14 protein-coding genes and 2 pseudogenes are annotated in these 19777 nt (G+C 68.8%); 7 read left to right on the top strand and 9 right to left on the bottom strand.

All coding sequences use genetic code 11. The annotated features are described in order from the left end of the window. Positions 1-225 precede the first annotated feature (225 nt). The 3 genes from BIV23_RS23985 to BIV23_RS23965 all read left to right on the top strand — a co-directional run bounded on the left by BIV23_RS23985 (position 226) and on the right by BIV23_RS23965 (position 5068). Positions 226-2931, top strand: a complete 2706-nt coding sequence (locus BIV23_RS23985; RefSeq protein ID WP_079173318.1) for an ATP-binding protein — start codon at positions 226-228, stop codon at positions 2929-2931. A 546-nt stretch (positions 2932-3477) separates the two neighbouring features. Beyond that, positions 3478-3990, top strand: a complete 513-nt coding sequence (locus BIV23_RS23975; protein ID WP_071383006.1) for a hypothetical protein — start codon at positions 3478-3480, stop codon at positions 3988-3990. A gap of 604 nt (positions 3991-4594) precedes the next feature. Further along, on the top strand, positions 4595-5068 hold the full coding sequence (locus BIV23_RS23965; RefSeq protein WP_071383004.1) for a hypothetical protein: 474 nt from the start codon (positions 4595-4597) through the stop codon (positions 5066-5068). Between the two features lie 573 nt (positions 5069-5641). Here BIV23_RS23965 and BIV23_RS23960 read toward each other — a convergent pair. After that, positions 5642-7558: an alpha/beta fold hydrolase gene (locus BIV23_RS23960; RefSeq protein WP_342746375.1), complete on the bottom strand. Its 1917-nt coding sequence runs from the start codon at positions 7556-7558 to the stop codon at positions 5642-5644. Positions 7559-7842: 284 nt separating this feature from the next. Between BIV23_RS23960 and BIV23_RS52045 the strand changes: the two genes are divergently transcribed. After that, on the top strand, positions 7843-8109 hold the full coding sequence (locus BIV23_RS52045; RefSeq protein WP_245790606.1) for a hypothetical protein: 267 nt from the start codon (positions 7843-7845) through the stop codon (positions 8107-8109). A 212-nt stretch (positions 8110-8321) separates the two neighbouring features. On the opposite strand, the pseudogene BIV23_RS23950 reads toward BIV23_RS52045, so the two are convergent. Continuing rightward, a pseudogene (locus tag BIV23_RS23950) lies at positions 8322-9151 on the bottom strand (IS5 family transposase). A gap of 161 nt (positions 9152-9312) precedes the next feature. Further along, positions 9313-10080, bottom strand: coding sequence for a class I SAM-dependent methyltransferase (locus tag BIV23_RS23945; RefSeq protein ID WP_071383003.1), 768 nt, complete (start codon positions 10078-10080; stop codon positions 9313-9315). Positions 10081-11564: 1484 nt separating this feature from the next. Here BIV23_RS23945 and BIV23_RS23940 point away from each other — a divergent pair. Continuing rightward, complete coding sequence (locus BIV23_RS23940; protein ID WP_071383002.1) at positions 11565-12677, top strand: ABC transporter substrate-binding protein; 1113 nt, start codon at positions 11565-11567, stop codon at positions 12675-12677. Positions 12678-12808: 131 nt separating this feature from the next. On the opposite strand, the gene BIV23_RS23935 is transcribed toward BIV23_RS23940, so the two are convergent. The 3 genes from BIV23_RS23935 to BIV23_RS23925 all read right to left on the bottom strand — a co-directional run bounded on the left by BIV23_RS23935 (position 12809) and on the right by BIV23_RS23925 (position 14804). Then, on the bottom strand, positions 12809-13729 hold the full coding sequence (locus BIV23_RS23935) for a hypothetical protein (protein ID WP_143079101.1): 921 nt from the start codon (positions 13727-13729) through the stop codon (positions 12809-12811). Positions 13730-13936: 207 nt separating this feature from the next. Continuing rightward, on the bottom strand, positions 13937-14494 hold the full coding sequence (locus BIV23_RS23930; protein ID WP_071383000.1) for a GNAT family N-acetyltransferase: 558 nt from the start codon (positions 14492-14494) through the stop codon (positions 13937-13939). Continuing rightward, complete coding sequence (locus BIV23_RS23925) at positions 14472-14804, bottom strand: hypothetical protein (protein ID WP_143079100.1); 333 nt, start codon at positions 14802-14804, stop codon at positions 14472-14474. The genes BIV23_RS23930 and BIV23_RS23925 overlap by 23 nt, the downstream gene beginning before the upstream one ends. 148 nt (positions 14805-14952) lie before the next feature. On the opposite strand from BIV23_RS23925, the gene BIV23_RS23920 reads away from it, so the two are divergent. Continuing rightward, a complete protein-coding gene (locus tag BIV23_RS23920; RefSeq protein WP_071382998.1) occupies positions 14953-15729 on the top strand; it encodes a DUF1345 domain-containing protein in 777 nt (258 codons plus the stop codon). Between the two features lie 400 nt (positions 15730-16129). Here the strand turns inward: BIV23_RS23920 and BIV23_RS23915 are convergent, their stop codons facing one another. After that, positions 16130-16669 carry a 2'-5' RNA ligase family protein gene (locus BIV23_RS23915; RefSeq protein WP_071382997.1) on the bottom strand — a complete coding sequence of 180 codons (540 nt, stop codon included), beginning with the start codon at positions 16667-16669 and terminating at the stop codon, positions 16130-16132. 225 nt (positions 16670-16894) lie between these two features. Between BIV23_RS23915 and BIV23_RS23910 the strand changes: the two genes are divergently transcribed. Beyond that, positions 16895-17491 carry a nucleotidyltransferase family protein gene (locus BIV23_RS23910; protein ID WP_071382996.1) on the top strand — a complete coding sequence of 199 codons (597 nt, stop codon included), beginning with the start codon at positions 16895-16897 and terminating at the stop codon, positions 17489-17491. A gap of 192 nt (positions 17492-17683) precedes the next feature. On the opposite strand, the gene BIV23_RS23905 is transcribed toward BIV23_RS23910, so the two are convergent. After that, positions 17684-18274, bottom strand: coding sequence for a DinB family protein (locus BIV23_RS23905; protein ID WP_071382995.1), 591 nt, complete (start codon positions 18272-18274; stop codon positions 17684-17686). Positions 18275-18700: 426 nt separating this feature from the next. Further along, positions 18701-19631: pseudogene (locus BIV23_RS23900) on the bottom strand (transposase); the annotation flags it as partial. Between the last annotated feature and the right edge of the window lie 146 nt (positions 19632-19777).

The following is a 19777-nucleotide window of genomic DNA, read 5'->3' as shown; positions in this document are numbered from 1 at the left end:
AGCAGCGGACCGTGAAGGCGGACACGCTCACCGCCGGCCCCAGCCATGCATCGCCCGGGAGGCGTCGATGCCGGTCACCTTCACGGGGGAGACGCGCAGGAAGGTGATCTCGTCGCCTGCCCTGCCTGCAGGCCGGAAGGGCAGTTGAACGCGTGCAGCTCGCTGACCGAGAATGGTCTGGCTGGCCTGTGCCGTTTCGGCGGCTGACCGTTTTCAGGGGGGAAAGTGGGCGGTAGCGCCTTCGGGGAGCTTCTGCGTGACTGTCGGCTCTTGGCCGGCTGGACGCAGGAGGAACTGGCCGACCGGTCAGGGGTGTCGGCCCACTCGATCAGCGTGTTGGAGGCGGGGCGGCGACAGCCGCGGCTCTCCTCGGTGAGCCGGCTCGCCGAGGCCCTCGCGCTCGACCCGCGCCGCCGCGAACAGCTCCTCGCGGCGGCGCGCTCCATCCCCGCTCCGGCCCGCTCCGCCGCCCCCGAAACGGGGCGCCCACGCCCGGGTGCGCCCTGCCAGCTTCCTTACGACACCCGACTGTTCACTGGCCGGGCCCGGGAGCTCGACCAGTTGCTGGCGCTGTCCAGGTCGGCGCCTGCGGGCAGTGCTTCCGGGATGGTGGTGATCTCGGCGATCGACGGCATGGGTGGCGTGGGCAAGTCCGCACTGGCCATTCGTGCCGGGCACCGGGTGCGTGCGCACTTCCCCGACGGGCAGCTCTTCGTGGACCTCCATGGCCACACGGCCGGGATCGCCCCGGTCCCCTCTGCCGACGCCCTGGACTGGCTGCTGCGTTCGCTGGGTGTGCCGCCGCAGCAGATACCAGATGAACTGAGCACCCGAGCCGCCCTATACCGGGAACGGCTCGCCGACACGCGTACCCTGATCGTCCTCGACAACGCTGCCAGCAGCGCGCAGGTGCGGCCGCTTCTGCCGGGCACGTCCGGCTGCCTGGTCCTGATCACCAGCCGCAAGCGGCTGACCGGCCTCGACGATGCACACAGCCTCGCCGTCGACGTTCTCCCGGACACTGACGCGGTGGCGCTGCTGCGTGAAGGCGCGGGCCCCGGTCGCGTCCCCGCCGGTCATCCGGCGGCCGACGAGCTCGTCCGGCTCTGCGGCCACCTGCCGCTGGCGATCCGCATCGCTGCTGCGCGGCTGCGCCACGACCGCGGCCTGGGCCTTCAGGACCTGGTGGACAGGCTCCGCGACGAGCGCCGGCGCCTGGCCCATCTGACGGACGAGGACCGCAGCCTGAGGGCCGTCTTCGCAACCTCTTTCACCTCCGTCGCCCCCGACGAACAGGACCTGCTGCGGCTGCTGGGCCTCTTCCCCGGCTACGACGTCGACATCTGCGCCGTCGCCGCCCTGGCCGGCATCGACCCTCACACAGCGGAGCGGCTGCTGGAATCCCTGCTCCACCACAACCTGCTCGTCCAGCGCACCCCGGGGCGCTACCTCTTCCACGACCTCGTCGGTCTCTACGCCCGGTCGATGGCCGCAGACCAGACCCGGGGGACGGACCGCAACGCCCCGCTGCACAGGCTGGCCGAGTACTACCAGGACGCCGCCGCGCGGGCCAACGAACACCTGGCACGCCGCACCCGCCCCGGCCGACACCGCGAGCCGGCGGCACCGGCCGTCCTCCCCGCGCTGACCGACCGGACCAAGGCTCTGACCTGGATGCGCACCGAGCACCGGAACATGCTCGCACTCGTCGGCCACCCCGCCCTCTCGGCCCTTCCCGCGTTCACTGTGTCGCTCTCCGCCGACCTGGCGGCCTTCCTCCTGATGGAGGGGCGCTGGAGCCAGGCCGCTGCGCTGCACCAGTCCGCAGTGACCGCGGCGGCAACCGCCGGCGACCGCCGCGGCGAGGCGGACGCCCTGTGCGACCTGGGCCGAGCCCGGCACGCCACCGGCGACTACCGGGCCGCCGCAGAGCTGTACGAGAGAGCCCTCACGATCCATCAGGAACTGGGCGACCGGCACGGCGAGGCCAACGACCTCCACGAGCTCGGCCGCATCCGGCTGCTGACCGGAGAGATCCAGGAGGCCTCCTGGCTGCACGAACAGGCCCTGGCAGCCTTCCGAGCCCTCGGTGACCAGCTTGGCGAGGCCCGCGCGCTGTGCGACCTGGGGCGAGCCCGGCATTCCTCGGGCGACTCCCCGGCCGCGGTCGAGCTGACCTCGCAGGTGCTCACGCTCTACCGGACCATGGGAGACCGCCGAGGCGAGGCCGCCGCCCTGCACGATCTGGCCTACATCCTGGACGAGATGGGCGACCGGAACAGCGCGGGGGAGTTCTACCAGGAGGCGCTGACGATCTACGAGGACCTCAACAGCGTGCAGGGCGTGGCCAACACCCTGCGCGGGCTGGGCCGAATCCGGCACGCCGTCGGCGACCACCGCGCCGCGGCCGAGCTGCACCAGCGCTCCCTGGACGCCTGCCGAGAGGCGGGCAGCCGCCACGGAGAGGCCGACTCGCTGCTCGGCCTGGGCCGGGCCCGCGACGCACTGGGGGAGGGCCGCGACGCCCTCGCCCTCTACCAGCAGGCGCTCACGCTCTACCAGGAGATCGGCAGCCGTCCCGGCGAGACCAGCGCCCTGCTCGACCTCGCAGCCCTGACCGAGCGGACGGCGGACCCGCGTTCGGCGCTGACGCTCCACCAGCAGGCACTGGCAATCGCCCGCGACACCCGCAGCCCACTGGACGAGGCGCGCGCCCTGGAAGGCGCCGCCCGCTGCGCCCTCGCTCTCGGCGACCACGCCGCCGCCCTGATCGGCCTGGAGGACGCCGTAGCCCTCTACCGCCGACTCGGCTCACCCACAGCCACGGACGCCGCCGCCCGGCTCTCCGCCCTGCGGACCGATCCCGCTCCGGCTGCCGAGGGCCGGCCGCCACAGCGGTCCATCAGCACCTGGGCGCAATCAACTCCGTGACTGCACGGTCGCGTGAGCGAGGGAAGGGACCATCCGCAGAGCGCGCCGGAGAAGCAGCGAGTCCGGCGCGCACCAGTCGGACGCGGTGTCCAGGCCGATGATGACTTCCGCACCGGACAGGCCCGGTCGTCCCGCCCCACCCAGCAGGACCGGCGAGCTGTCATTGCGCGCTGTGGAACCGCACCGAGCCGCTTTCCAGCACTCGGGCGAACACGCCCCTGCAACGCAAGCCGTACCGGGCCCGGTCCGAACGACAGGCGAACGTCAAGCTGCCGTCATGGAGGTGCCGTCCAGAGCCGCCGAGGATGTGGTGCAACGGCAGGGCCGAGAACAGGGACATCCCGGTACCCGTTGCCTCCTGCCGGCAGAAAGGACAGCCTCCTATTGCCGTCAGCGCCGGGATAAAGACCCCGCTTGCGTCTCCCGGCTCGCTGTGTACTGCGGCACCGGAACCCTCTCTTCACCGTGCACCCAGACACCACACGCAATGCGTTGCCAGCCCAGCATGCTGGCGCTACCGATCAACCAACCTGCCAAGGAGACCTCTTGAAGACGCTCGGACATCTCGCCCGCTTCGCCACCATCGGCGCGCTCGTGCTCGGCGGTATCGCCGTCGGCACCTCTTCCGCCTCCGCCGCGACCAGCAACACGGGCTGCCGCGGCGATCAGCTCGACCGCAACAGGCACCCTCTCGGCTACGTCGATGTCGGCGGCGGTGTCTCCCTGGACTCGTGCATCGAGCCCGCCGCCGACGGCAGCAACGGCTTTTACGGCATCATCCGCGTTCAGGAGGCCCCCGGCAGCATGGGCGTGTTTCCGTGCGCGCAGTTGTACAAGAGTGATGGGTTCGGCGGCTGGAGCGAGGTGCAAGATCTGCACTGCACGAAGGACGGTTGGCTGTCCGGCGGCCGTGACGGCCTGACGTACAACATCGTCTCGCAGACGGTCGGTGGTCTGAACGGTGCCTACATGGTGAAGGTCGGCTTCTGGGGTACCCCCGGCGGAGCCCCGTACGGCTACTACGGCGACATCGAGTCGCCGGTCGCGTCGGTCTGGTAGGCGCACGCCCCCCGGGGTGAGGCGATTGAGACTCCACTCGGGTCTGGTCGGGCCGCTGCATGCTAGGCCGGCCCGAGTAGTGCAAACAACGGCAACGTGCAAAGGCCCGCAACGGGACGCCACGGACTCAGGGGAAACATGCCTGGTCAGGCTGGACGCATCACCAAGGCCGCCGTTGCTGGAGCCATCGCCGTCGAAGGCGTGGTCGTCGGCGCCGGCAGCGCCCAGGCCGACAGCGCGGCCCTCTGCCGGGGGACGGCCTGGCCCGGAGCGTGCTGCTACGGGCAGGGTCAGACATTTGCTGCGGGTCGGGGCGCCCGCATTGTCTCTGCGGGCTCGTGGCTGAACGGCCGGTACCTCGGCGACGCGCGGAGCCCGCAGGCGGTCATCGGGTAAGCAGCCAGGGCAGCCACGCGACGGTGAAGTATGCCTGGAGATGTCACCGGTGGTAGCGCCAACCGCGGCGATGCCGGCACGCACCCGGCCGAGGACACCACGGCCGTGACGGAGGCGGCGGGCACGACCGCCGAGGTTACATCAGCGGCGGCGAGGTCATCCGAACCGGCCTCGCCGGCCAGCGCGTGAACTGAGAAAAGGGGGAAACATGCGCACCAAGATTGCTGTGATCGCGGCGACCGCGATCACGTTGACGGGTCTGGCCATTCCGGTCGCGAGCGCGACCGTCCGCTCGGCCAGCTGCGGAAAGATGAGTATCGGTCAGCCGGGAAACGTCCATGTCTGGGGTGAGTACGCGGGGCAGGTTGAGCAGATCTACGATTCGTGTGCCGATGCTGTGTCCGCCCACTGGCAATGGAGCACCCAGTTCCAGAACGACCATGCGGGGGCCACGGTGACGTTGAGAATCTCGTCGCCTTACACCGTGGCGTCGGTCACCACCACCGGCTGGACTTCGTCCAAGAATGTGGACACCGGCGGTCTCGCCCACGGCATCCCCACCCCTGACGCCTGGCAGGCGTCCGCGACGGTGGCTGGATGCTCAGACTGGGCCAAGGGCTCCCTGTGGTGGTACGGAGGGCAAGACTGGGGGCAGCAACACGATTCATGGGGTTGCAACTGACCTCCCTGCCCTCACGGCTCTAAAGTCAGTTGGCCACCCGCGCCGTCCAGGTCGGTGAGCGCGTGGGCCAGCTGGAGCCGGAGAGCCTGATTCTGCCGCTGGGCGCAGCGCGGCAGCCGCATGAAGACGATGTCCTCGGGGGGCTCGTCGTCAGGCGTCAGCGGGACCTATGGGGGCGTCCGTCTATTCAAGCGCACGGTGGTGGGCGGACGTGGGCGGTTCCTCCGTGACGCCCGCCCATAGCCGGGCCGCTGACGTGCGAGCCGTCGACAGCGATGTCGTCCATGTCGAGCAATCCTGTCTTGCGTAGTCCGCTCAGGAGAAGCTCGTGGAGGCGGGGCCAGACTCCGGCCTGGGGCCAGTCGTGCAGCCGTCGTCAGGCTGTCACCCCGCTGCAGCCGACGCGTTCGGCCGGCACATCGGCCCAGCGGACCTCTTCGCGTACTAGGTAAACGATTCCGCAGCGGGGCTCGGTCGTCGGCCGGTGTCGGCCCGGATGCCGATGGCGGCGCGGGGGAAGGGGTGGGAGCAACCCGGACGCGCGCTCCCACAGGTCATTTCGAGGGGGATCCGTCAAAGCATCGCGGGCCGCCGCCACTCCTGTCCGAGTACATGGTGGTCGAGGAAGTTCAGCACCGTCTCGTACATGATCCGAATGTGGTTCGGTACTTCTACGGTGTGGCCCTCGGTCGGGAAGTGCAGGAACCTGACCGGCACTCCGAGCCGCACCAGATCGCTGTGCAGGCTCAGCGCCTGCCCCATCGGTACGCGCTGGTCCCTGCCTCCGTGCACGATCAGCATCGGCGTCTTCATCCTCGCTGCGTCGAGGTGGGGCGAGTTCGCCACGTACCGCTCCCGCTGGGTTCGCGGGTCGCCGAAGATCTTGCGGAAGTAGGCGCGCATGTCCGTGTCGGTCTGCAACGCCTCCAGGTTCCACATCGCGGCGGCCGAGACGATCGCCTTGAAGCGGTCGGTGCTGGTCGCGGCCCGGTTGGCCAGGTAGCCGCCGTAGGACCAGCCGGCGAAGGCGGTCCGAGTCGCGTCGAGGTCGGCGCGCCCCAGTGCCGCGTCCGCCAGCGCGATGACGTCACGGTAGGGCTGACCGCCGTACTCGCCCCGGCCGCGTTCTTGCATCCGCTGCCCGTAACCGGTGGACAGGGCCGGGTCCGGCAGGAGTACCGCGTAGCCGCGGGCAGCGAACGGCCACGGGTTCCACGACCATGTCCAGGCGCTCCAGGACGCCTGCGGTCCACCGTGCGGGACGACGAGCAACGGTGCCGGGCGCTCGGGCGAGGCGCCTTCCGGCAGGACCAGCCAGCCGCGCAGCGGGAAGCCGTCGTCCCCCTGGGCGTGTACCTCGGTCAGGGCACCGGGAAGCGAGCGGAGCTCGCCGGGGGCGTCGAGGAAGACGGGGTGCTGATCGGGCGTGACGGCATCCAGGCGGACCACCCGGGGCGGGCTGTCCATCGCGCTGCGCAGCGCGAAGAGGGTCGCCCCGTCGGGTGTCACGCAGAGCGAGGTGTAGGCGCCGGAGGTGGTCAGACGGGTGATCGTGCCGTCCGTGTCACGGCGGAACACGGGGCAGTGCCCCCGCTCGTCGCCCGTGAACCACATCGTCGCGTCTCCGGGGACCGGTGAGAGGACCGCACGCCCGGGCCAAGGCCAGTTGTCGAAGTCCGGCAGCAGGTCGCTCTCTTCGCCGGAGACCAGGTCGAATGCGACGAGTGTGACGCGCCATTCGGTCTCGTAGGTCTCCTCCCGCTGGCGCTGGCAGACCAGTGCCGAGCCGTCGGCCGTGAACGCCGGGCGGTAGTACTGATGGCCGGGGCGCGAGAAGGTGCGTTGTTGCATGCCGGTTGCCGTGTCGGTGACGACCACGGTATTGGTGTCCGGGGCCCATCCGGTCGCGGCCTGCGTGTAGGCCACCAGCGATCCGTCCGGAGAGAGTGCGGCGTCGCCGGTACCTGCCAGGCCCTGGCTCCCGGTGATCACCGCAGGCCCGCCGGAGCGCAGGACGAATGTGTGTGGTTCGTCAGGCCCAAGGGCTGCGCTCCAGGCAGACGCCGCGGTCTGCTCGTACAAGGCCGCGGTGACCATGGCGCGCTCGTGCTCACGCCGAGCTGCGGCGTATGTCTCGATGTCCGCCGTGCCAGGAACCAGATCGGCGGTGTAAGCGAGCACGTCGGCAGTCGCCGCGGAGGTGAAGGCGGATATTCCCCCAGGATGGCGGACGATCTGCCTGGCCTCACCGCGCTCGGACAACGCCCACAGCGACACATCGTGGCTGTCAGGGTTTTCACCGATGGGATCCGCGTTCTCGCGGCCGGAGAGGAACAACAGCGTCCCATCGGCAGCGAACGCGGGAGCAAAGTCACCCTCCACGCAGCCCACCACGGGGCGGCTGTCACCCTTGCCGTGGGGATCGACCTCCCAGAACCTCGCGACGTGCCCGGATCCCTCCTCGTTGACCGACTGCACCGACGCGATCAAGCGTGTTCCATCGGGCGACAGAACCAAGTCGGTCAGGCGGGACTGTGCTGCCAACAGGTCATGGAACGAGGCTGCGTCATCCGGGTCGTGGATCATGGTGATCATCCTGCCTGGCCTGCTCGATCTGCGGCAGGGGGTAACGAGCCGAGGGATCGCGCCCCCGCAGAAAAAGCCGTCCCAGACCGGCCGGCCGGGCAGCATGGGCCTCACTCTGAAATGGCCAGTTTGAACGTGGCTCTGGGTGAACAAGAGTCGACACATCGGCGGGCGTCGCTTCGTGAATCGTGCTGGGTGCAGAGGGGCACCTGCTCATGGCCTGCTGGGCGCCGTTCATCGGGCATGATGTCCGGGTGCAGCAGCTCATTCCTGGACCTGCACCGGTCATCCTCGCCGTCGACGACCTCGACCTCAGGGCCCTGCCCCGAGCGGCACGGCTCGCGCGCACAACTCGCGATGGAGTCCAGCTCCTTCACGAACACCGGGACGTCTTCATCGATGAGTTCTGGCTCGACCACGACCTGGGCGGCGATGACAGCATCAGCCGGTGGTGACCCTCCTAGAGGAGGCCGCCTTCCACGGAAGACCGTTCCACATCGGTACTGTCTACGTGCACAGCGCCAATCCCGCCGGCGCCGAGACCGTCGTGCGCTCCCTTTCACACTGGAAGTACCACGTTCGGAGAGCTGCCGCTCAGTGAGCAGCCGGCGGCACACCATCCTGTCGCCGGCGGATCCCCAACGCGCCTACGAGTTGTCTTCAAATGTCACGCCCACATCAGCAGCGATGCGAGGGTGACGGCTGCTTGGTAGGACTCGGCGGTCTTGTCGTAGCGGGTCGCGACACCGCGCCACTGCTTCAGGCGGTTGAAGCACCGTTCCACCACATTGCGACGCTTGTAGAGCTGCTTGTCGAAGACCGGCGGGCGCCCGCCCCGGCGGCCGCGCCGGAGCCGGTTGCGGACCTGGTCGGCCCGCTCGGGGATGGTGTGACTGATGCCCCGGCGTCGCAGCCAAGTCCGGATGGCCCTGGAGCTGTAGCCCTTGTCGCCCAGTACGTGGGCGGGCCGCACGCGAGGCCGTCCCGGGCCGATGCGGGGCACCCGGATCGCCTCCATCACGGCGGTGAACTGGGTGCAGTCGTTCATGTTCCCACCCGTGATCGTGAAGGCGAGCGGGCGGCCAAAACCGTCGCAGGCCAGGTGAATCTTGCTCGTCAGGCCACCCCGGGAGCGTCCGAGGCCGGGGCTGCGGAGCCCCCTTTTCGGGCTCCGGCGGCGTGCTGGTGGGCCCCGCACGACCGTGGAGTCGACCGACACCAGCCAGTCGATGTCCCCTGCCGCATCCGCCCGCGCCTGGGCGGCACGGAGCATTCGCTCGAAGGTGCCGTCCAGGGCCCAGCGGCGAAAGCGGGTGTGCAGCGTGTGCCACTGACCGTACCGCTCGGGCATATCCCGCCAAGCGGTGCCAGTCCGAAACTTCCACACGATCCCGTTGAGCACGGTGCGGTCGTCCAACCGCTTCCGCCCCGCAAGGACTTGGGCAGCAGCGGCCGGACGAACTCCCATTCAGTATCGGACAGTTCATGGAGACGTATCACCCAACCATGATCCACTACTCAAGATCATTTGAAGACGCGACCTAGAAGGCTGATGAAGATCTTGCTCTGACCGCCCGACTCGCACCAGATTGCCGTTGAATGTCAATCGTCCTAAAGTGACGCAATCCGGGCGCGATTTCAAGATCTTCAGGGCACTTCTAGGTCGGCACGCTCGCAGAGCCTGTGCTCGGCTGGGCATCGCGTCGGTACAGCGCCGTCCAGAGGAAGGGTTCGCCGAAGTACGCGGACTGGGGCGGTTCGTCGTGCATGAGCCGAAGTTCGACCTCTGTGAGGTCGGAGAAGATCCAGCGCAGGGACTCTGGGGTGTAGGCGAGTCCGCCGTGGAGGCGGGCGTCGCGGTAGAGGGCCGCGTCGGGGAGGTCTGATCCTCCGTTCTCTCCGTCGGTGAAGCAGGTGAGTGCGAAGTGGCCGCCGGGTGCGAGGAGTTGGTCGAGCAGGGCGAGGTAGGTGATGCGGCGGTGGGGCGGCAGGTGGTGGAAGCAGCCCGAGTCGTAGATCAGGTCGTAGCGTCCGCTCAGCTCGGTGCCGGTGAGGGCGAAGGCGTCTCCCTTGTGGAACCGGATGTGCGCTCCGGTGTCACGGGCGCGTTCCTCGGCCCAGGCGACGGCTGCGGGGGAGAGGTCGACGGCATCCACCTGGAAGCCGAGGGAGTCCAGATAGAGGGCGTTGCGTCCGGGGCCGCAGCCCAGATCGAGGGCCCGGCCCGGGGTGATGAGCCGGCGGTCGAGGTAGGAGGCGAGATCCTCGTCTGGCTTGGCCGCGAAGAACGGCACAGGTTTGGAGCGGTCGGCATAGAAGGCGTCCCACCAGGCTGCTGCGTCGCTCGTCCAGCGGTCGGCCTCGGGTGTGAACAGGTCGTCAAGGAGTTTCAGCACGTCCTCGACGGTGCGGATGTTGCGCTCCATCCGGCCCCCCTCTCGCGATGAGGAGACGGTACGGCCAGACAGTGCAAAATCCCAGCTCAGCGTGTGTGGTGCAGAGCCGTGGAATGGCGATGGCGGGCTTGGGAGAACAGTCCGTGAGCTGAGTCCACGGCCCTGCGCGCGCGGCCGCTCCTTCCTCTGCAGAAGGGCGTAACGGCGGCTTCCGCGGTGGCGCTCAAGCCAGTTTCTGAAGTTGTTCTTCAGGCGGCTGCCGCGATGCTGACGGGGTCCGCCTTGAGGCGGCGGTGCGGGCGGGACAGGCCGGGGGGAACACGAGGGTGACGAAGGCCCACTGGATGTCGACTTCGGCGTGGGGCATGAGGTGTTCGTGGTCCCGCGCGTTGCGACGTGCGGCCAACTCGCCCTGGAAGACTGTCACTTCGCGCTATCCGGGTGCCTCGCCCGGTAGGGAAGGGCGTACGGCCCCGACGGCCGAAGCGGCCCCGCCTCCATCGAACGCGCAGACCGTCAACAGTCGTTACTTGGACTGCCACTTGTCGAATGCCCAACCGGGGTAGGAAGAGCCGAGGTACGGCAGGTGCGCGTCCCAGTCCACAGCTGTCAGTGCCTGATACCTCTTGCAGCGTGATGCGACTGGCCGAGTCGATGTCGAATCCCCAAGAGAAGCCGGCCAGCGGGACGACGCGCCGTTCGGTGTCATCCATCGGTGTCCATGCCAGATAGCTGTGCGCCGTCCAGTCCAGGGCGGCCCGCTCAGCCCGTGACGGTGCGTCAAAAAGGGTGGGATTGATGCCGAAGAACGCGTAGGGCGACGGCGCGTCCTCGAAAAGGTAGAACGGGTCCATGTCGAACACGGCCCCTGCGGAAGAGTTGTCCGTCGACCGCACCAGCTGGACCCAGCCGAACAGGGCCCGATAACCCTTGCCCGGATAGTCCACCACGGCGGTGCAGCACGGGAAACCGGCAGCTGAGGGGTGCTTGCCAACTGCAGCAGGATCATTGACACGTTCCAGCGTCACCGATACTGCACCCTGCATGTCGTCGCGTAAGAAGGAAATGATCACGGCTTCACCCTGCCGTTCGGACACGTCGGTGGCAAGGGCGCGGGTGCCCGAAAGTCCACAGCGCGTACCGAGGATGTCCGGTGGAGGCCGATTTGGCATGACGGCTTCAGAATGAGGTACTGACGGGCGGCGAGCCAAGAGGCTGTGGAGCTCGTGCGCCTCGCGGTGGAGCGGCTGCGCGACTTCCAGGACGCGTTCACCAAGTCGGCTGACGACTCCCGCGCCCGCAAGGACCGCTCGCATTGGTGCCGATGGCGATGAAGCTTGGTGGTTCAGCGAACAGATAATCGGTTGAGTATTGGCGATGGTGGTGGATCCAATGGCCGACGTGATCATCCGGGCGTGCCTGCCGCAGCGAGACGCGATGAACGCGGACTGTCAGCGGCCGGCGCACGATCCGGGCAGACTGCGACCGCATCCTCCCAGGGGAGACGCCACCCGATGAACACGCCGCCATCGCCGTCCGGAGCGGAGCACGCAGACGTGTCGCCTGTCCGCCTGGGCGCTCTCGTTCCGCTGACGCCACCCGGATGGGTCGAGGCGGGCCGGCACCTGCTCGCAGGACTCGACCAGGCCGTTCGCGAGGTCAACTACGCTGGCGGGATCGACGGCAGACCGCTGGAGCTGGTGGTCCGGGACACCGCGGCCGATCCGGAGCGGGCCGCGGCGGCCGTGGACGAACTGGCCGGCTTGGACGTGGCCGCCGTGGCGGGCGAGTACCACAGCGTCGTCGCCCGAGCCGTGGCCGCCCGGGCCGACGCCCTCGGCGTGCCGTTCCTCTGCTCGTCCGCGGTGCTCGACGCACTCACCGAGGAGTCGACGCAGTGGGTCGCGCGCCTGGCCCCGGCTCAGTCCCACGGCTGGCGGATCTACGCGGACTTCCTCCTTGACGCGGGCAGGCGTCGGATCGCCGTGGCGACCCAGCCGAGCGTCTACTGGGAGCGGGGGACCCGGGTCCTGCGGGACCACCTCGCTGCCCGAGGCGGCACCGTCGTCGAACTCGACACGAACGCGCTCACCCCCGAAGCACTGTGCGACGCGCTCGTCGACCATGGCACAACGGCCCTCCTCCTCCTGGTCGGCCATCCGGAGCCGGCAGTGCCGATCGTCAGGGCCGTCCGCGGCGATAGGAGGCTCGCGAAGATCCTGATCGGCGCTCCGGCCGGCCAACCGGAGTTCGCCCAATGGGCCGCCGTGCTGGGCGAGGACGGCGCCGGGATCCCGTTCCTGCGTTACCTTCCTGAGCGCCTCGGCCCGATCGGCGAACGCGTCGGCAAGGAGCTCCGCGAGCGGCTGGGCGAAGCACCCTCCTTCGTCGCCTTCGAGGGCTGGGACACCGTCGCCGTCCTCGCCGAGGTGCTGCGTGCCCACGGCACGGACCGGGCTGCCATCGCCGAGGCCTGGCCGCGTATGGCGGTCGAGGGCACCCGCGGGCCGATCCGGTTCTCCCGCGCGCCGGGCATCAGCGTTTGGCAATGGGCCTGGACACCAGTCCAAGTCGTTGACCGGGACCCGGCGAAGCCCGATCGCTTTCGGATTCTCCACGCCGGCTGAGCTCCCCTTTTCAGGTTCACTCGCAAAGCGTCGTCGTGGGAGATAGCGGTCCTACGATCAGGGTGGTCGAGAGCTGGGGTTCGTACGAGAACCGCCCTCGTATCGGAGCCCGCGAATCCACTCATACCGTGTCATTGTTGTTGAAACGTACGTGGCCTCTGTGGGGAGGACGTGGCGACGAGGTCACCTGTCGCCACAACGCTGGTGAGAAGATCAGCGTCCGCCTGGACGCTCCACTTGGTGACAGGACGTTGACCGATGGGTTCACCGGGCGTCCCATCCCCTTCAGGGCCGTCCCCTGACCGCTTTGGCCTCTGCCTCGCCGTGCTCTCGCGCAGCAGGCCGACGGCGGCCTGTATAACGTCCTCGCCGATCTCGTCCGGGGCGCAGCGGGCCCGCTGGACCAAGGCCGCGAGCCTGGTCTCCGGGCCCTGGACCGGGTCGGCGGCAAGCCCGGCGAGCCAGTGCATCACCTGGTGCGAGGCCGTCGGCATGCGCAGTGCCAGGGTGGCCGCCGCCTCCACGATCAGCAGCCGCGCCGCGATGCCCCGCTCGGTGGCCAGCCTCTCGCGCAGCACCGCGGCGGCCCGGCCGGCGTCGTAGAGGAAGAGCCCGAGCCCGGGGATCGCGGTCAGGCGCACGTCCGGATCAGGGTCGCGGGCGAGTTCGGCGAACTCCTCACACCGCTCGCGCAGGAAGGCGACGGCCTGGGTGCAGTCCATCGGCGGGTAGTACTCGATCTCGGTCCCGTCGTCCTCGAAGCCCCGATCGAGGGACTCCCGGCCGATGCTGACCACCAACGCGACGACGGCTGCCCGGTCGGACGTGGCACCGTCAGGGGCCAGCTCGAACAGGAAGGGCAGGGCGGCTGCCGTGGACGGGTGCACGCTGCCCTGGTGGTGGACCGCGCCGTAGAATCGGTCAAAGGCCTTGCGGCGTTCCTTCGCGTCCGGGGAACCCAGCGCCCACAGCAGCAGCGCCGGCACCTCCTCCGCCGAGCCGTACGCGTGCTCCATCGACGCCCAGCCGATGTCATGAAGTCCGACGAACATGACCAGAACCATGCCGACCGCACTGACAGCAGGAGCATCCCAGGCATCCAGCAGGACACCGCGATGCCCGAGACCCACGGCCACGGCCTTCGCGCTGCTCCTCTGCCTCCGTGACGAAGCAAAGGATCAGGCGATGGCCGCCAACGTGCCCACTGGACTGCGAAAAACGCCGGGCCGCGTTCGATGCCGGGCTCCTAGCCGATCAATTCACAGTTCGCTGATCGAGTGCAGTTGGGCGAACTCGTCAGCGAGCATGCCCATCATGACGAGATCATGATGCCGGCCGGCGGCGAACACGTGATCACGCAGGCGGCCTTCCTCGGTGAATCCGAGCCGCTGGTGGAGGGTCAGCGAAGCTTCGTTGTGGGCGAAGACCCGCGCCTGGCACCGGTGATAGCGCCGCTCGGCGAACATGAAGCGCAGCAGCAGCATGACGGCTTCAACCGCGTAGCCCTTGCGCCGGTGGTCAGTACCGATCGTCACTCCGTACTCGAACCAGCCGGCACGACTGTCGGCAACATGCGAGCCGACCGCACCGACTATCGCGCCCGTCTCGAGGGCCTCGATCGCCAACTGGAAGCAGTCGCCATCGGACGTGGCAGCGGCTTGCTCCCTCGCCCAGGCGCGGTAGCCCTCGGCGGAACGAGGCGGCTGCAGCAGGTCTCCCAGCCCCTCCTCGTCCGCGGCGAAGCGCATGAAAGCCGTCCAGTCGTCGGGCTCGATACCACGCAGACGTACCCGCTTACCGGTCCAGAACGATGCCATCCACCATTGGATCATGCTGTCGCTCGCGAGTTCCAGACCCTGCTCCCCCAGAAACAGCCAGTGCCCCGGATCCAAAGCTTTCCGGCCTGAGACGGCGCAGGGCCGGGTCGAAGGCGGGCAGCGGGCGCCCGACGCGGGCGGCGAGGGCGAGCCGGATCGTGAGCACCAGCTGCTCGAAGTCGGTGCCGGCGGAGCGGGCGAGGTCGATCCGCCTGCAGAACGTCAGCCTCGACCGCAACTCCGGCGCCGGCCAGTACGCGAACATCGGCGCGTACGACAGCACCGTCATCGCGTCCGGGACCGGGGTCACCGTGACCAAGGTCCAGGGCGGCGGCTCACGCCCCTCCTGCACCTTCCCGGCCAGCCCGGCGCTGCAGCGGCGGCGACGCCCGGTTCCGGGGCGGTCGAAACAGTTGCATGCTTGCGTAATGCGGCAAGCATCTGTCGAGAATGGGGTCATGAGCACGCATGACACCCAACGCCCTGGCCCCGAGCACTGGACCGAACTCCTGCATATCCGCCTGGAACGGATAGAGGGCCTGCTCGTTCCTGCCGATCGGGAAACCGGATCCGAACGCCCCGCGTGGCAGCGGCGCACCAGGGGCGAGCAGCGCTGGGCCGTGATGGCGGCGCTGCTGGTCGCGGTCTGGGTGCAGTGGGCGCTGCCGGACCGGCTCAGCATCCGCCCGCACTGGCTGCTGCCCGTTCTGGAGCTGGTCATGATGGCGGCGCTGTGGGTGGCCCATCCGCACCGCCGGATCGAGTACCGCTCCCGTGTGCCCCGTGCCCTCGGCCTACTGCTGGCCGCCGCGGTCAGCCTCGCCAACGGCTGGTCGGCCGTCATCCTGGTACGGGACCTGCTGCACGGCACCGAGGGCTCCAACGCTGCGGCCCTGCTGACGACCGGCGGCGGCATCTGGCTGACCAACGTCATCGCCTTCAGCCTCTGGTACTGGGAGTGGGACCGCGGCGGCCCGGTGGCCCGCGCCCTGGGCACGCACGAGCACCCGGACTTCCTCTTCCCGCAGATGCAGCAGGAGGGCATCGCGCCCGAGGACTGGGAGCCGCAGTACATGGACTACCTGTACGTCGCCCTCACCAACGCCACGGCCTTCAGCCCCACCGACACCATGCCGCTGTCCCGCTGGGCGAAACTGCTGATGTCCACCCAGTCCACGATCTCGCTGCTGACCTTGGCCCTGATCATCTCGCGCGCGGTCGGCGTCCTGCAGTGACCCCGCCGCAATGAGCCGCAGCCTGGCGGCCCCGGCAAGGAGCAGCGCGGTGGCGACGGCCTGCGACGGCCAGGTCCAGGACCGCCGACGGCGGTCGAGTTGCCCGGTATCTCCCAGCGCACCGTGGAGCGCTACGTGAAGGACCAGGTCCGCCGGTCCCGCGCCGACCTCTCCCAGCGCCTGGCCGAGGCCGCACGCGCCCGCTGCAACCGCGGGTGCGTGAGCAGGCCCGCCGCCAGGCCGCCACCAGTACGTGCCTCGTCATCGAGACCGGCACCGACTCCTGCCGGCTGGCCGGCACACGGGCCCGCGCCGAGCAGGTCGATGTCGGCTGACTGATGTCGTCATGCTGGTCCGCTGCGCTGCCCGTTGGGGCAGGCCAGCCAAGTTCACGGCCCGTTCATTCAAGGAGCGCGAACGACGCCCGCTCCTGCCACTTCGCTCCGTCATGGACCATGAGGTCAACTGAAGAGACCCGGGACGTGAAGGAGAGTTTGCTGAGCAGGTCGGCCTCGATCTCGTCCAGAACTGCATCGTCCTGACCGTCAGCGACGGTCAGGTGGGGCACGATCTCGGTGAACTGGCCCCCATAGGGAGGGGCTTCGGGCCACCGGTCAGCGATCACCTCAGTGAGCCGCCGCAACTGTCCGTCTGGCTCGGGAGCGAGATACAGCACTCCCGGAAACCGCCCGCAGCTCTCAAAGCGCAGGTCAAAGGCATGATGACTGCTGAGCACAGCAGCGAGACCGGAGTAGACACGCGCATCTATTCGGTTCTCGTCGAGGAACGGGAAAAGCACCGTGACATGTGCTGGTACTCCTGCCTTCGCTGACGGATCGAACCGTTCACGCCATGCGCGGACGGCCGGCTCAGCGTCCGGGATCCTGACGACGAGTCCTGTCCGGCCCGCCTGAAACCTGCTGGTGCTGTCGTCTGTCATGACACCGCATGCTGCCACCTCGGAATCCGACGACAGCACTCATGATGCGTCCCTGATCGTGAGCGGCCCGGGGCACGTAACAGGCGGGGAGCCGACGGCGCGGAACACGGCTGCCGTCATTTCCCGTGAACGTCCGGACACCCGACGATCACCAAGCGCCGCCGGAGCCAATGAACAAACGCTGCCCCTTGCAGTGAAGGAGGCCAATCGTGGTAGGCAGGGTGCATGCTTGGCCGACTTTCTCTCAGCGAGCAGCTCGACGGGTTGCGGTCCGTGCTCTCGCGGAACGAGATCTTGACTGACGTGATGGCCCGGGCGGCAACTCTGGAGTTGCCGGGCTGGTACGTGACGGCGGGCTGCCTTTTCCAGACGGTGTGGAACGTGGCCACCGGTAGGCCCCCGGCCAACGGCATCAAGGACTACGACGTCTTCTACTTCGACGACGCCGACCTGTCCTGGGAAGGGGAGGACGCCGTGATCAAGGCGGGCCAGGCGGTGTTCGCCGGCCTGCCGGTCGAGGTGGAGATCCGCAACGAGGCCCGTGTGCATCTTTGGTACGAGCAGAAGTTCGGGGTGCCCTGTCCGCCGCACGTGTCCACCGAGTCCGCGATCGACTGCTTCGCTGCGACGACGTGCTGTCTGGGCGTCCGGCTGGAACCCGAAGGAGGGTGGCGCGTCTATGCGCCTCACGGGCTCTCCGACGTGTTCAACCTGGTCGTTCGACCCAACCCGGTTCTTGCCCCGCGGGCGGTCTATGAGACCAAGGCGGTCCGTTGGAAGAGCGAGTGGCCGGAGCTCACAGTCCTGCCATGGCCAAGTTGATGGCCTTCACGGAACTGCGGCAGAGCCTTGAAATCAGCCGGGGCAGCTCGTCGCCTCACCTGGTCGGTCCTTGAAGCGAGTGAGGACGGCGGCGAGCGATGAGCACGCCCGGCCAAGCAGGGCCACTGCGGCGGCACACGGTGGCAGGAACCTGGCCTCGCCTGCGGGCACCGCTGACGTGCTTCGGCTTGATCAGTGGGCTTCTGGCCGGGCGGCCCTGGCGGCCCGCTCGATTTCCGTGCGCCGGTTGTCCCAGAACGTGTCGTCCTTTTCCTGCTGGGCGGCGCTGGCCGCGTCGACTCCCACCGTGCCGTCGAGCTGCTCGCGCAGGATGTCGGCGTGGCCGGCGTGCCGGCTGGTCTCGGTGAGGATGTGGACCAGGATGTTGAACAGCTTCACCTCGGGGCGCGGCCACCACGGCACGTGGCCGGGGGCGTCGACGGCCAGGGCGTCGATCGTCGCGTCGGCGTGATCCCACACTCGCCGGTAGCGGTCGACGATCTCCGCGCGGCTCTCGTGCTCGGTCACCCACATGTCGGCGCCGCGCTCAGCCTCGTCGTCCCACCGGGGCAGGGGCTCGGGGAACGGCCGGTCAAAGACCTCGCCGAAGTACCTGGCCTCCCAGAACGACAGGTGCTTGATCAGGCCGAGAAGGTTGGTCCCGGTTGGGGTCAGCGGGCGGCGAACATCGTATTCGGAGAGCCCGTCGAGCTTGGAGAGCATCGCCTCGCGGATCCAACGCAGGTCGTCGTGCAGGTAGTTCTTCGCATAGGCGTCGATCATGGGACGTGAGCCTGCCAGTTGCCTTCGGTGGGCTCAACCTCACACCGCGCCTCGGCCGTTGCCGGCAGAAGATGTCGAACGCGGGGTTCGCCCTGGGCGCGGGCCGGGCTGGGAGACATTCCGCCCGGCCCGCGTCGCCTGTGACAGCGTTCGGTTCAACGAGCCGTTGGCCTCCTGGTCACCTGGCACTCCGGCCTGGACTGCGTCAGTTGTCCATGAGGCAGTGCCAGATGTACCTGAGCCGCCACTGGCGGCCCTTCTCCGGCTCCTTCGGCTATGTCCAGCTCATGCCGTGCCGTCAGCTGCTCGCGCCGTTCGGGGGAGAGTGTGGCGGCCCTGCTGCGCTGGTTCCCGATCACGACTCGAGCTTGAGGTCCCGCTCCTCCTGTTCCCCGCCGCCGACGTCGCCGATGACGATCCGCTCGATGTGCCCTCGATGATGGGGAGTTCACCGTCGTGGTCGATCCACGCTGAACGCTGCTGGAGTTCGGGGGAGCCGGTCCCCGGCGCGTGCGTCGGCGTTGCCGTAGCGGGGCGTGTCGTTCACCGTCACCACCTACGGCTCCGTCCAGGCCTGCGGCCTGGCAGGGCTGAACTCCTTGCCGTGCTTCGGCGGGCGTCCACCCCGGGGATAGGCCAGGGCGTACTCCTTGAGCGAGGGCGCCGGAAGCCGCAGGGCCCGGTCCGAGCGCAGACGGCCAACCAGCTCGACCGGCAGGTCCCGCAACAGCCAGGCCAAGCGCTTCACGCCGTAGCCGGTGTCCATCACGATGAGTATGTCCCGGTCGCCGGGCCGCCACTGACCGGCCGCGATGAGGCGCTCGGCAACCTGCCGGAGCTGGCCGACGGTGACGGGCTCGGCGTCATCGGCGGGCCCGAGGCGGACCGCGTCCAGCACCGCGGTCCACGAAGTGCGGTCTGGGGTGAGCGCGGCCGTGAATGAGTACGGCCAGCCCGGTTTGATCTGTGCGGCTGCCTTCGCGCGGCCGTGTACGTGGCAGAAGAACCGCTCCGGCGAGCACGCGGCGTCCGAGCGTAACCACGGAGATACGTCGACGCTGAGCACGGGCCGCCCGTCGAAACGCGGCAGTGTCAGCGACACCGGACGGTCCCGCAGCCGGTCCACGTCCAGGCGGCCATGGTTCAATGCGCCGTACAGCGAGCCGTAGCCTCGGCGGTGCTCGGCCGTCACTAATAACTCCACCGCCGTCCGCACGGGACCGTCCGCGCACAACAGCGCGTCGCACAGCTCGAAGAACGCGTCCGCCCGCGCGGACAGGCATTCGTAGAAGGCCGTCCGCAAGCGTGACAGTTCCGCGAACGCGGCCCGCACACCGGCGTGCGCCAGCACATTCATCCCCACGCCTTCCTCGTGGACTCCCGTAGTTCTTAGCAGAGTTCAGGATCACGGGGAAGGTCACCCGCATGCCCTGCGATCACTCCAAAGAGTGACCTCGTGGCCGGAGCCAACGCTAAGAGGTGATCGCGGAGTGCGGCCGGGCC

Source organism: Streptomyces monashensis, assembly GCF_001866665.1.
Classification (GTDB): domain Bacteria; phylum Actinomycetota; class Actinomycetes; order Streptomycetales; family Streptomycetaceae; genus Streptomyces; species Streptomyces monashensis.
This window is presented reverse-complemented; position numbering and strand designations above follow the sequence as displayed.

Bases quoted from the DNA above. Each gene is read 5' to 3' on its own strand.
- BIV23_RS23965 (WP_071383004.1), top strand. From the start codon at position 4,595: ATGCGCACCAAGATTGCTGTGATCGCGGCGACCGCGATCACGTTGACG.
- BIV23_RS23945 (WP_071383003.1), bottom strand. From the start codon at position 10,080: ATGGAGCGCAACATCCGCACCGTCGAGGACGTGCTGAAACTCCTTGAC.
- BIV23_RS23940 (WP_071383002.1), top strand. From the start codon at position 11,565: ATGAACACGCCGCCATCGCCGTCCGGAGCGGAGCACGCAGACGTGTCG.
- BIV23_RS23935 (WP_143079101.1), bottom strand. From the start codon at position 13,729: ATGTTCGTCGGACTTCATGACATCGGCTGGGCGTCGATGGAGCACGCG.
- BIV23_RS23930 (WP_071383000.1), bottom strand. From the start codon at position 14,494: ATGGCATCGTTCTGGACCGGTAAGCGGGTACGTCTGCGTGGTATCGAG.
- BIV23_RS23920 (WP_071382998.1), top strand. From the start codon at position 14,953: ATGAGCACGCATGACACCCAACGCCCTGGCCCCGAGCACTGGACCGAA.
- BIV23_RS23915 (WP_071382997.1), bottom strand. From the start codon at position 16,669: ATGACAGACGACAGCACCAGCAGGTTTCAGGCGGGCCGGACAGGACTC.
- BIV23_RS23910 (WP_071382996.1), top strand. From the start codon at position 16,895: ATGCTTGGCCGACTTTCTCTCAGCGAGCAGCTCGACGGGTTGCGGTCC.
- BIV23_RS23905 (WP_071382995.1), bottom strand. From the start codon at position 18,274: ATGATCGACGCCTATGCGAAGAACTACCTGCACGACGACCTGCGTTGG.